Here is a 12842-nt window from a genome sequence, read left to right on the forward strand (position 1 = left end):
GACGGTCCCGGTACGCCCGCCGCGCCTGGCTGCGCTCCGCCGCGGTGGCGGAACCCGCGGCGGACGCGACCGGCCGGCCGGTGCCGGAGGCCTTCTTCGCCGCCTTCTTCGCCACCGCTCGGCGGGCGGCGGGGTCGTCGTTCGCCACCATGGCCGCGCCCCTTTCACATAGCGTGACATCGCGCGCGTATCATGACGGGAACCATAAATCGGCACAGGCCGCGCGGCAATGTGGGCACGCCGGGTGCCACCACGCGGCACCGGCGTGGACCACTGCCGCCGACGGGCGGCGGCGGCAACCGGGTCGAGGTCGCCGCCCGGCCCCCGTACACTGGGCGGCAGCGAGAGGCAACGACGGGGACGAGTAGCGTCGTCAGCGGCCGCAGCGACCCGGGGACGGTGGAAGCCCGGGGGCAGGCGCGGCGCGAAGATCACCCCCGAGCCGCCGGAGGAAAGCCCCCGCACGGGGGTCGGTAGAACCGGCAGCGCTGACCCAACTGAGCGGGTGGTGGACTGCACCGGCAGACCGCCGCCAAGGAGGGTGGTACCGCGGGACCCGCGCCGCACGGCGTGGTCGTCTCGTCCCTCCGACGGAACGCGTCACGTCCCGCCGGAGGATGCCCCCGATGTCGTCAGACCCCAAGCCCAGGTACCGCGCGGTGCCCGCGCAGGTGGACCTGCCCGCCCTCGAGCACGAGGTGCTCGACTTCTGGCAGGAGAACAAGACCTTCGTCCGCTCCATGGAGCAGGCCCAGGGCCGCCCGGAGTGGGTGTTCTTCGAAGGTCCGCCCACCGCCAACGGCATGCCGGGCACCCACCACATCGAGGCGCGGGTCTTCAAGGACGTGTTCCCCCGCTTCCGGACGATGCGCGGCTACCACGTCGCCCGCAAGGCCGGCTGGGACTGCCACGGGCTGCCGGTGGAGCTCGCCGTCGAGCGGGAGCTGGGTTTCAGCGGCAAGAAGGACATCGAGGCGTACGGCATCGCCGAGTTCAACGACGCCTGCCGCGCCTCGGTGACCCGGCACACCGATGCCTTCGCCGAGCTGACCCGCCGCATGGGCTACTGGGTCGACCTCGACGACGCCTACCGCACCATGGACCCGCAGTACATCGAGTCGGTCTGGTGGTCGCTGAAGGAGATCCACGGCAAGGGGCTGCTCTCGCAGGACCACCGCGTCGCCCCCTGGTGCCCCCGCTGCGGGACCGGGCTCTCCGACCACGAGCTGGCACAGGGGTACGAGTCGGTCGTCGACCCCTCGGTCTTCGTGCGGATGCCGCTGACCTCCGGCCCGCTGGCGGGCGAGGCGTCGCTGCTGATCTGGACCACCACCCCGTGGACCCTGGTCTCCAACACCGCCGTCGCCGCCCACCCCCAGGTCACCTACGTCGAGGCCACCGACGGCGAGGAGCGGCTGGTCGTCGCCGAGAACCTGCTGGAGAAGGCGCTGGGCGAGGGGTGGACCGCCACGGGCCGGTCGTTCACCGGCGCCGAGATGGAGCGCTGGAGCTACCGGCGCCCGTTCGACCTGGTCGCCTTCGGCCCCGAGGCGCCGGCCGCGCACTTCGTGGTGCTCGCCGACTACGTCACCACCGAGGACGGCACCGGTCTGGTCCACCAGGCCCCCGCCTTCGGCGAGGACGACCTGCGGACCTGCCGCGGCTACGGCCTCCCGGTGGTCAACCCGGTCCGCGGCGACGGCACCTTCGCGGAGGAGCTGGAGCTGGTCGGCGGCGTCTTCTTCAAGAAGGCCGACGAGGCGCTGGTCGCGGATCTCGACACCCGCGGCCTGCTCTTCCGCCACGTCGCCTACGAGCACAGCTACCCGCACTGCTGGCGGTGCCACACCGCGCTCCTCTACTACGCGCAGCCCTCCTGGTACATCCGCACCACCCGGATCAAGGACGCGCTGCTCCGTGAGAACGAGCGGACCACCTGGACCCCGGAGTCGGTCAAGCACGGCCGGTTCGGCGACTGGCTCACCAACAACGTGGACTGGGCGCTCTCCCGCAACCGGTACTGGGGCACCCCGCTGCCCATCTGGCGCTGCGAGGAGGACCACCTCACCGTCATCGGCTCGCTGGCCGAACTGAGCGAGCTGACCGGCACCGACCAGTCGGCGCTGGACCCGCACCGCCCCCACATCGACGAGGTCACCTTCGGCTGCACCGCCGAGGGCTGCTCCCGCACCGCCACCCGGGTGCCGGAGGTCATCGACTGCTGGTACGACGCCGGGTCGATGCCGTTCGCGCAGTGGGGGTACCCGCACCGCAACAAGGAGCTGTTCGAGCAGCGCTACCCGGCGCAGTTCATCTCCGAAGCGATCGACCAGACCCGCGGCTGGTTCTACACGCTGATGGCCGTCGGCACCCTGCTGTTCGACCGCTCCGCCTACGAGAACGTCGTCTGCCTCGGGCACATCCTGGCCGAGGACGGCCGGAAGATGTCCAAGTCGCTGGGCAACATCCTGGAGCCGATGCCGCTGATGGAGCAGCACGGCGCCGACGCCGTCCGCTGGTTCATGGCCGCCGGGGGCTCGCCGTGGGCAGCCCGCCGGGTCGGCCACGGCACGATCCAGGAGGTGGTGCGCAAGACGCTGCTGACCTACTGGAACACCGTCGCCTTCCAGGCGCTGTACGCCCGCACCTGCGACTGGTCCCCCTCCGAGGCGGACCCGGCGCCGGCCGACCGCCCGCTGCTGGACCGCTGGCTGCTCAGCGAACTGCACGCCCTCAACGGCATGGTCACCACCGCGCTGGAGAGCTACGACACCCAGCGCGCCGGGAAGCTGCTCTCGACCTTCGTCGACGACCTCTCCAACTGGTACGTCCGCCGCTCCCGCCGTCGCTTCTGGCAGGGCGACCGCGCCGCGCTGCGGACGCTCCACGACACTCTGGTCTCCGTCACGCAGATGATGGCGCCGCTGGTGCCCTTCATCACGGAGCGGGTGTGGCAGGACCTGGTGGTCCCGGTGACGCCGGGCGCACCGGACTCCGTGCACCTCTCCAGCTGGCCCGTGCCCGACGAGTCGATGGTCGACCCGGAGCTGTCCCAGGACATGCTGCTGGTGCGGCGCCTCGTCGAACTGGGCCGCGCCACCCGAGCGGAGTCCGGCGTCAAGACCCGGCAGCCGCTCTCCCGCGCGCTGGTCGCCGCGCAGGGGTTCGAACTGCTCGGCGACGACCTGCGGGAGCAGGTCGCCGAGGAGCTGAACGTCGCCGCGCTGGCCTCGCTCTCGGAGATGGGCGGCTCCCTGGTCGACACCACCGCCAAGGGCAACTTCCGCGCGCTGGGCCGCCGGTTCGGCAAGGGCACCCAGACCGTCGCCTCCGCCATCGCGGCGGCCGACGCCGCCGAGCTGTCGGCGGCGCTGCGCGCCGGGACCGCCGCGGTGACCGTCGACGGCGAGCAGGTGGCGCTGTCGCCGGAGGAGGTCATCATCACCGAGACGCCCCGCGAGGGCTGGTCGGTGGCGTCGGACCCGGGTGCGACCGTCGCACTGGACCTGGAGATCACCCCGGAGCTGCGCCGCGCAGGCCTGGCGCGCGACGTGATCCGACTCGTCCAGGAGGCGCGGAAGAACAGCGGGCTGGACGTCGCCGACCGGATCGCCGTCCGCTGGCGGGCCGACGGTGAGGAACTGGCCCGGGCGCTCGCCGACCACCAGGCGCTGGTAGCGGGCGAGGTACTCGCCGCCGACCTGGCCGAGGGCGACGCCACCGGCGAGGACGGCTACGGCGAGGAGTTCCGGGACGAGGCTCTCGGCCTCACGTTCCGCCTGCGTCGCCACACGGACTGACCCCCGCGCGGTGGGGGCGGCCCCGGGGCCGCCCCCCCCGCCCCGGACACGCCACAGGGGCGGGGCCCGGACTCGTGAAGAGTCCGGGCCCCGCCCCTGTGAACTGCTGCCTCCGGCGTCAGCCGTCGGTGCTCAGTTGTCGTCCTCGTCGATGAGGAACCCGCGCATCGGCGACGGTGCCTGCTGCACCGGCTGCGGAGCCTGCGGACGGACCGGCGACATCGGCTGGGTCATCGCCGGGGCCATCTGCTGCTGACCGCCGTACGAGGACTGGCCGCCCGGTCCGTTGGGACCGCCGCCCATCATCGGACCGCCGCCACCGGGACCACCCATCGACTGGTGGCCACCGCCACCGGGCGAGGGAGCACCGGCCGAGGCCATCGACGGGCTCGGCGACGCCGGCAGTGAGGGCGCGGACGGCGTGCGCGGCGGCGCCAGCGAGTCGTCCGACTGGCTCTCCAGCTGACGCAGCTGGCTCTCCAGGTAGGACTTCAGGCGGGTGCGGTACTCGCGCTCGAAGCCGCGCAGGTCCTCGACCTTGCGCTCCAGCGTGGCGCGGGCGGACTCCAGGGAACCCATCGCGACACGGTGCTTCTCCTGCGCGTCCCGCTCCAGCGCGTCGGCCTTGGCACGGGCGTCCCGCTCCAGACCCTCGGCGCGGCTGCGCGCCTCACCGACGATCTTGTTGGCCTCGGAACGGGCCTCCGCGATCGCCTGGTCGGCGGTCTGCTGCGCCAGGGAGAGCACACGGGCGGCGGACTCGTTGCCGCCCTGCTGCTGCTGGGGCGGCATGCCGAGCGGACCACCGGGACCACCGGGGTGACCCTGCTGCGGACCACCGGGACCGCCGGGACCACCGAGGTGACCCTGCTGCGGACCACCGGGACCGCCGGGGCCGCCCATGTGGCCCTGCGGACCGCCGGGACCACCGGGGTGACCCTGCTGCGGACCCCCGGGGTGACCGCCGGGGCCGCCCATGTGGCCCTGCGGGCCGCCCGGACCACCGGGGTGACCCTGCTGCGGACCGCCGGGGTGACCCATCGGGCCGCCGTGCCCGCCGGGACCGGCGGGCAGCTGCGGCGGGCCGCCCATGGGGCCGCCCTGCTGGTGGCCCTGCTGGTGCCCCTGGGGCGGACCGCCCTGCTGGTGGCCCTGGGGACCGCCCTGCTGGTGGCCCTGCTGGTGGCCCTGCGGCGGACCACCCTGCTGGTGGCCGCCCTGCGGTCCGGATATGGCCGGCGGGCCGCCCGGCCTCTCCTGGGGGTCGGGTTTGCGCATGTTCTGCTGGTTCTGTGCCGCGGCGCGCGTGGCAGCCGCGAGCTTGGCCCGCAGATCCTCGTTCTCCCGCAGGAGCCGGGTCAGTTCGGCCTCGACCTCGTCGAGGAAGGCATCGACCTCGTCCTCGTCGTAGCCTTCGCGCAGCCGGACGGTCGTGAACTGCTTGTTCCGCACGTCCTCGGGGGTCAACGGCATCTCTTCACCTCAACGTGAGTCGTCGGCATATCGACTGGAAGGTACTGGTTCACAGCAGTCCAGCCACGACGTTGATCAGGATGTAAACGATGATCATGAGTACGAAGAAGGACAGATCGAGCGTCACGCCCCCGAAGCGCAACGGCGGGATGACCTTCCTCAACGCCTTCAGCGGCGGGTCGGTGACGGTGTAGGCGCCCTCGAGCGCCACCACCATCGCCTTGCCCGGCTGCCACGAGCGGGCGAACATGAAGACGTAGTCCATCACCAGCCGGAACAACAGGACGAAAAGGAAGCAATACAGGACGACGTAGACCACGCCCCATACGGTGCCCATCGTGGCTCTTTCCCTCTCCCCTGTGTTCTGCCCGACCGGTCGGCCGGGCCTTCCTCGACGGTGTACCCGTCAGCTCTGGTTGAAGAACCCGCCCTCGGCGATGCGGGCCTTGTCCTCCGCCGTTACATCGACGTTAGCAGGCGACAGGAGGAAGACCTTCTGTGTCACGCGCTCGATGCTGCCATGAAGTCCGAAGACCAGACCAGCAGCAAAGTCGACAAGTCGCTTCGCGTCGGTGTCGTCCATCTCCGTCAGGTTCATGATCACCGGGGTGCCCTCGCGGAAGTGTTCCCCGATGGTACGGGCCTCGTTGTAGGTCCGGGGATGCAGCGTCGTGATCCGGTAGGGCTCCCGCTCCGACACGACCTTGGGCATGATCACCGGCGCACTCTTCTCCAGGCTCGGGCGTTCGGATGTGATGGAAGACACGGGAGCGATCCTCCCGGCTCGGCGACTGTCCGTCATCAGGGAGACCGGAGCGGGATCCGGCTCACGCTCCCGCTGCGCCGGGGGGTGCACCACCCGCGCCACCGGCTCCTCCGGAGGCTCCCGCCGCTCCGGTTCGTGGCTCTGCTGCCGTCGCCCTCGCTCCGGTTCCGGCTCCGGCTCGAAGTCGTCATCGGGGCCGTAGCCCTGACGGTCGTAGCCGTCGTCCTCCACGAGGCCGAGGTAGACCGCCATCTTGCGCATCGCGCCAGCCATCGCTGCGTCCTCCGCTCGGTGGTGGACCGGCTCCGACTCTCGGGGCCGGGATCCTGGTGTATGCCCGTTTAGCCGGGAATCACCATATTTTCGGCTGTAGTCCGACTTGATTGGCGACGTTACCGGAGCGGGGGGCGGACTCCGAGCACCGCACTGCCGACACGTACGTGTGTCGCACCGGCGGCGATCGCCTCCTCCAGATCAGCACTCATACCCGCGGACACCATGGTGGCAGCAGGAGCCGCCACCCGCAGGCTCCTTGACAATTCCGCCACGCGCTCGAAGGCCGCAGCCGGACGCCCGGCGTACGCCCCCTCCAGCGGTGCCACCGTCATGAGCCCGGCGAACCGGAGCCCGGGGGCGCGCATGATCTCCTCCGCGAGCCCGCTGACGTCCTCGGGCGCCGCCCCGCCGCGCCCACCGTCCCCGGCACCGCCGTCCTCTTCCTTCTCCAGCGCCACCTGCACCAGGGCGGCGACCTCGCCCCCGGCGCGCTGCTCCGCCGCGGCCGACAGCGCCCGGACCAGCTTCGGCCGGTCCACCGAGTGCACGTAGTCGGCGTACGCCAGCACGGAGCGGGCCTTGTTGGTCTGGAGCTGGCCGACGAAATGCCAGCGGAGCGGGAGGCCCGCGCAGGCGGCGGCCTTGGCCGCGGCCTCCTGGTCCCGGTTCTCCGCCACGTCCCGCACGCCGAGCTCGGCGAGCAGCCGGACGTCGGAGGCGGGCCAGAACTTGGTCACCACGATCAGCGTGACCTCCGCCCGGTCGCGGCCGGCGGCCTCGCACGCGCGCGCGATCCGCTGCTCCACCCGGCCGAGCGAGGCGCGGAGTTCGTCGAGCCGCTCCCCCGGCCCCTCCAGCGGATCAGTCACGGTCGCCGCCGGTCCACACGTAGCCCGCGAGCCGGCCGGTGACCCGTTCACGGCGGTAGGAGAAGTGGTCGGCCGACTCCAGCGTGCAGATGTCCGACGCCGCCACCTCGCGCACCCCCCGCGCCAGCAGCTGAGAGCGCACCCCGGCGGGGATGTCGATGGCCGGCGTGCCCCAGGTGGTGGTCGCGGCCGTGCCCGGGACCAGGGCCTCCACCTCGTCCCGCAGCGCGGCGGGCACCTCGTAGCACCGGCCGCAGACGGAGGGCCCGGTGCGGGCCACCACGCGCGCCGGGTCCGCCCCGAGCTCCGCCATGGCCGTCAGCGTCGCGCCGACCACATCGGCCGCGAGCCCCGGGCGGCCGGCGTGCGCCGCGCCGGCGACCCCGGCGACCGGGTCGGCCAGCAGTACGGGGGTGCAGTCGGCGGTGAGGACCGCCAGCACCACACCGGGCACCGCCGTGACCAGGCCGTCGACCGCGGCGGCCTCGCCGCCGGGCCAGGGGCCGGTCACGACGGCGACGTCCGCGCCGTGCACCTGGTTCATCCAGACCACCGGCCCGGCGGTCGGCCCCAGCGCGGCCGCGGCCCGCGCACGGTTGGCGGCCACCGCCTCCGGGTCGTCACCGACGGCGCCGCCGAGGTTGAGCCGGTCGTACGGAGCGGCGCTCACCCCGCCCCACCTGTCGGTGAAGGCGAAGTGCGCGCCGCCCGTCGAGTACTGCTGTGCTATCACCGTCTCGCGTTCCCTTTGGCCCCGCGTGGGGCCGGCCGGAGTCGGCCGGCCCCACGGGAACCGAGTCGGGAAGTGTCAGCCCGCGGGCGTCACTTCAGGAAGTCGGGGACGTCCAGCTCCTCCGCCGGACCGCCCTCGTAGGGTCGAGCCGAGGGTACCTGGGGCGGCGAGAGCGGGGACTCCGCCTTCGGCGGCGCGGCCACCGGCTCGGCCGGCTTCTCCTCCTCGCGCGGCGGCAGAGCGCCGAGGCCGCCGAAAGCGGGGCGCTCCGGCTCCGGCTCGGGCGCGGGGCGCTCGGCCGCGGCGCTCTCCTCACGACCGCCGAACCCCGTCAGGGCCTTCTCGCGGTTGCGCGCCGGCGGCTGGCCGCCGTCGAACCCGGCGGCGATCACGGTGACCCGGACCTCGTCGCCGAGGGCGTCGTCGATGACGGCGCCGAAGATGATGTTGGCCTCGGGGTGGGCGGCCTCGCTCACCAGCTGCGCGGCCTCGTTGATCTCGAAGAGACCGAGATCGGAGCCACCGGAGATGGAGAGGAGCACGCCGCGGGCGCCGTCGATGGACGCCTCCAGCAGCGGCGAGGAGATCGCCATCTCCGCCGCGGCCACCGCACGGTCGTCGCCGCGGGCGGAACCGATGCCCATGAGGGCGGACCCCGCCTCGGACATGACGGACTTCACGTCGGCGAAGTCCAGGTTGATCAGACCCGGCGTGGTGATGAGGTCGGTGATGCCCTGCACACCGGAGAGCAGCACCTGGTCCGCCGACTTGAAGGCGTCCAGCACGCTGACCTGGCGGTCGGAGATGGAGAGCAACCGGTCGTTGGGGATGACGATGAGGGTGTCGACCTCGTCGCGCAGCGCGGCGATGCCGTCCTCGGCCTGGTTGGCGCGGCGGCGGCCCTCGAAGGTGAACGGACGCGTCACCACACCGATGGTGAGCGCCCCCAGGGTGCGTGCGATGTTGGCCACCACCGGGGCGCCGCCGGTGCCGGTGCCGCCGCCCTCCCCCGCGGTGACGAAGACCATGTCGGCCCCCTTGAGGACCTCCTCGATCTCCTCGCGGTGGTCCTCGGCCGCCTTGCGGCCGACGTCGGGGTTGGCTCCGGCGCCGAGCCCGCGGGTGAGTTCCCGGCCGACGTCCAGCTTGACGTCGGCATCGCTCATCAGGAGCGCCTGGGCGTCCGTGTTGATGGCGATGAACTCGACACCCTTGAGACCGACCTCAATCATCCGGTTGATGGCGTTGACGCCGCCGCCGCCGATGCCGACGACCTTGATGACTGCGAGGTAGTTCTGCGGTGCTGCCACGTCGAAGGCCTCTCGCCTCGAGTTACGTGTCGTCGTCCCGCGTCTGCTCGCGGAGCGCGACTGATGCCGTTGGGACGGGAGAAGGCCCGACCCGAACCCTAAAGCCCAAGTTTAGGGTTACCTGTGCTTGTCATTCCTGGGATTCCTGGAACGGACACTAAGTCGACAAGCGGTGCGCGTTCAACGAACACGCCGGGCCTCCCGCTTTTCTTTTCACCCTATGTGATCACGCGCCGTCTTCGCCAACCCGGGGGTTGACCAGCGTCGATGACGTCAGCAAACACCTGCTTGAGCGTCAACCCGACTCCGCAGCAGGGGAGCTGGGAACGGTCACGTCGAAGTGCCGGGCCTCGGGGACGGCTTTCATCACCGCCGTCAGCGAGGTGGCCTTGGCCTCCGGTTCCTCGGGACTGCCCCAGAGCACGGTACGCCCGTCCGCCAGCTCCAGCAGCACGGCGTCCCAGGAACGGACCCGCACCACCTCGGTCTGCTCGCGCACCGCCTCGGGCAGTGCCGAGACGACGCCCACCGCCCCGAGCCGGATGCGGTCCTCCCCGAAGCGGCGGAGCCCGGCACCGGAGTCCAGCTCCATCTCCAGCAGCGGCACGCCCTCCACCGCGTCGGGGACGAGGGCGAACGCGACCCCCTCGGGATCGACTTCGATGTAGCCCTCGGGGTCGGGGACGAGGACCTCCGCCTCCCGCTCGGTGACCTTCAGCCCCACGCCGTTGGGCCAGGCGCGCACCACCTGGACGTCACCGGCGCGGGGCAGCGTCTCCAGGACCCGCTGCCGGACGGCGCCCTTGTCGAGGGCGGCCATCGGCGCCCCCAGCGGCACGGCGGCGGCCTCCAGCACCTCGGCCCGCTCCAGCTGCCGCGGGCCGCCGGTCCAGTCGACCGAGACCTGCTCCACCCGCAGCCACTGCGAGCCGTACAGCGCCCAGACGCCGAACCCGCCCGAGGCGACACCCAGCACCAGCAGCCCCACCAGCAGGCCGCGCCCCGGGAGCCGGCGCCGGCGCGGGGGCGGCCCGCCGGCCCCGGGCGCGCCGGATCCGGTGTCGAGCGGTCCCCGCTCCTCGTCCCGCTCCGCGGTCCTCACCGGTCCGGCCACGCCTTGCGCTCCTGCCTGTTGGGGCGACGCCTACGCCTGCCGCGCGGCGATCGCCTCGTACACCATGCCGACCAGCAGCTCGTCGGCGTCGGGGCGGCCGAACTCGGCGGCCGCACGCGACATCGCAAGCAGCCGTCCGGGGTCGGTCAGCACCGGAAGGACGTTCTCCCGCACCCAGTCCGCCGTCAGCTCCGCGTCGTCGACGATCACGCCGCCGCCCGCCTTCACCAACGGTTGTGCGTTCAGCCGCTGTTCGCCGTTGCCGATCGGCAGCGGGACGTAGGCGGCCGGCAGCCCGACGGCGGAGAGCTCGGCGACGGTCATCGCACCCGCGCGGCAGAGCATCATGTCGGCGGCGGCGTAGGCGAGATCCATCCGATCCACATACGGTACCGGCACGTAGGGGGGCATCCCCGGCATGTTGTCCGGGCGCGGCAGGTCGTTCTTGGGGCCCACCGCGTGCAGCACCTGCACACCGGAGCGCTGGAGGGCCGGGGCGACCGACTCGATGACCTCGTTGAGCCGCCGCGCTCCCTGCGAGCCGCCGGAGACCAGTAGCGTCGGCGGGGCCGCGTCGAGACCGAAGGCGGCGCGCGCCTCCTGACGGACCGCCATCCGGTCGAGCGTCGCGATGGAGCGCCGCAGCGGGATGCCCACGTAGCGCGCGTGGCGGAGCTTGCTGTCCGGGGTGGAGACCGCGACGTGCTTGGTGTAGCGAGCACCGATCTTGTTGGCCAGCCCCGGGCGGGCGTTGGCCTCGTGGACCACGATGGGCACCCCTCGGCGCTTGGCGGCCAGGTAGGCCGGCATCGCCACGTAGCCGCCGAAGCCGACGACGCAGTCGGCCTTGGTGCGCTCCAGGACGTCCTCGGCCGCCTTGACCGTGCCGCGCAGCCGGCCGGGAACCGTGATCAGTTCCGGGGTCGGCTTCCGCGGCAGCGGCACCGCGGGAATCAGCGCCAGCTCGTAGCCGCGTTCGGGGACCAGACGGGTCTCCAGACCGCGTTCCGTGCCGAGCGCCGTGATCCCCACGGAGGGGTCCTGCCTGCGCAGGGCGTCCGCGAGGGCGAGCGCGGGCTCGATGTGACCGGCGGTCCCTCCGCCTGCGAGTACGACATGCACCGAATTTCACCGCTCTCCGGACGACGCGTTCACCTCGCGCCGCCTCTTCGACGTCCAACCCAGCCCGGCCGGCCTCCTGCCGTCCGGGCGCCGCCGCGTGGCCAGGGCGGCCCGTGCCGACCGGTCGCTGCGCGCGAAGGCGATCAGCAGTCCGACGGCGAACATCGTGGGCAGCAGCGCGGACCCTCCGTAGGAGAACAGCGGGAGGGGGACGCCGGCGATGGGCAGCAGCCCGAGCACCGCACCGATGTTGATGACGACCTGCGCCATCAGCCAGGTGGTGATCCCTCCCGCGGCATACCTGACGAACGGGTCCTCCGTGCGTCCGGCCACGCGGATACCCGCATAGCCTAGAGCGGCGAAGAGCCCGAGGACGGACAGCGTCCCTGCGAGGCCGAGCTCCTCCCCTGTGATGGCAAAGATGAAGTCCGTGTGTGGTTCGGGGAGTTCGCCCCATTTCTCCACGCTCGCGCCCAGCCCGGATCCGAACCACCCCCCGGAGGCCAGGGCGTAGATGCCGTGGGCGGCCTGCCAGCACTCGTCACCCGGGCCGGGGTCCGACGCCATCACGCAGGAGAGCCGTTCCATGCGGTGGGCCGCGGTCGCCATGAAGACCGCGCCGATCGCCACCGTCACGCCGAGGACCCCGACGAACAGCCGCGTCGGGGCGCCGGCGAGCCACAACAGCCCGAAGACGATGGCGACCAGGATCATGACGGTGCCCATGTCCCCGCCGATCATGATCAACCCGCACACCAGCAGCGCGCCGGGGATGAGCGGCACCAGCAGGTGGCGCCACTGGTCCAGCGTCCCCCGCTCGCCCTTCCGCGCGATCAGGTCGGCGCCCCACAGCAGGAGGGCCAACTTGGCGAACTCGCTCGGCTGGAGCATGAACGGCCCGCCGACGGAGATCCAGTTGGTGTTGCCGTTGATCTCCACGCCGATGCCCGGGATCTGCACCGCGATCAGCAGCACGATGGAGACGGCGAGGAACGGATAGGTCAGGGCCCGCAGCAGCTTCACCGGCATCCGCGCGGCGAGCACCATCAGCACTCCGCCGATGACCGCGGCGACCAGTTGCTTCTGGAAGAAGTACGTCGCGGGGAGGCTGTTGCGCAGCGCCTGGATCTGCGACGAGGAGAAGACCATCACCAGGCCGAGCAGGATGATCAGCAGTGAGGTGCCCAGGACGACGTAGTAGGCCGTCAGCGGGCGGTCCCAGGCGCGCTGGAAGCGGCTCACCCCGGACGCGAGGAAGGTCGGTGGCCGGGACGGGGGCTCGCCGCCGCCCCGCCGCGGCTGTTCGTCGGGGTCCTCGGCGTGACGGTGGCGATCGGCGCGGTCTTCATGGCGACCGCGGCCCACCGCATGGAACGGGC

The 12842-nt window shown here is 72.2% G+C and carries 10 protein-coding genes; 1 reads left to right on the forward strand and 9 read right to left on the reverse strand.

What is annotated here, in order from left to right; all coding sequences use genetic code 11:
• Positions 1 to 626 precede the first annotated feature (626 nt).
• Complete coding sequence (ileS, locus tag HCN52_RS15295; protein WP_168089001.1) at positions 627 to 3800, forward strand: isoleucine--tRNA ligase; 3174 nt, start codon at positions 627 to 629, stop codon at positions 3798 to 3800.
• A 132-nt stretch (positions 3801 to 3932) separates the two neighbouring features.
• Here the strand turns inward: ileS and HCN52_RS15300 are convergent, their stop codons facing one another.
• The 9 genes from HCN52_RS15300 to ftsW all read right to left on the reverse strand — a co-directional run bounded on the left by HCN52_RS15300 (position 3933) and on the right by ftsW (position 12705).
• Complete coding sequence (locus HCN52_RS15300; protein ID WP_168089002.1) at positions 3933 to 5273, reverse strand: DivIVA domain-containing protein; 1341 nt, start codon at positions 5271 to 5273, stop codon at positions 3933 to 3935.
• Positions 5274 to 5322: 49 nt separating this feature from the next.
• The gene (locus HCN52_RS15305; RefSeq protein ID WP_167933858.1) at positions 5323 to 5610 is read right to left on the reverse strand and encodes a YggT family protein; all 288 of its coding nucleotides are present in this window, start codon (positions 5608 to 5610) and stop codon (positions 5323 to 5325) included.
• Between the two features lie 69 nt (positions 5611 to 5679).
• Entirely contained in the window at positions 5680 to 6312 is a 633-nt protein-coding gene (locus HCN52_RS15310) for a cell division protein SepF (protein ID WP_168089003.1), read from the reverse strand.
• A gap of 119 nt (positions 6313 to 6431) precedes the next feature.
• Positions 6432 to 7184 (reverse strand): YggS family pyridoxal phosphate-dependent enzyme, encoded by a 753-nt coding sequence (locus HCN52_RS15315; protein WP_312876713.1) that lies wholly within the window; start codon positions 7182 to 7184, stop codon positions 6432 to 6434.
• Positions 7177 to 7917, reverse strand: coding sequence for a peptidoglycan editing factor PgeF (pgeF, locus tag HCN52_RS15320; RefSeq protein ID WP_168089004.1), 741 nt, complete (start codon positions 7915 to 7917; stop codon positions 7177 to 7179). Before pgeF ends, HCN52_RS15315 begins: the two co-directional genes overlap by 8 nt.
• 89 nt (positions 7918 to 8006) lie before the next feature.
• The gene (ftsZ, locus tag HCN52_RS15325) at positions 8007 to 9227 is read right to left on the reverse strand and encodes a cell division protein FtsZ (protein ID WP_168089005.1); all 1221 of its coding nucleotides are present in this window, start codon (positions 9225 to 9227) and stop codon (positions 8007 to 8009) included.
• Positions 9228 to 9522: 295 nt separating this feature from the next.
• On the reverse strand, positions 9523 to 10341 hold the full coding sequence (locus tag HCN52_RS15330; protein ID WP_168089006.1) for a cell division protein FtsQ/DivIB: 819 nt from the start codon (positions 10339 to 10341) through the stop codon (positions 9523 to 9525).
• Between the two features lie 30 nt (positions 10342 to 10371).
• A complete protein-coding gene (gene murG, locus HCN52_RS15335; protein WP_168089007.1) occupies positions 10372 to 11463 on the reverse strand; it encodes an undecaprenyldiphospho-muramoylpentapeptide beta-N-acetylglucosaminyltransferase in 1092 nt (363 codons plus the stop codon).
• 6 nt (positions 11464 to 11469) lie between these two features.
• Positions 11470 to 12705, reverse strand: a complete 1236-nt coding sequence (ftsW, locus tag HCN52_RS15340) for a putative lipid II flippase FtsW (RefSeq protein WP_338315598.1) — start codon at positions 12703 to 12705, stop codon at positions 11470 to 11472.
• Positions 12706 to 12842: the final 137 nt, after the last annotated feature.

This window comes from Streptomyces bohaiensis (assembly GCF_012033785.1).
Lineage (GTDB): Bacteria > Actinomycetota > Actinomycetes > Streptomycetales > Streptomycetaceae > Streptomyces > Streptomyces bohaiensis.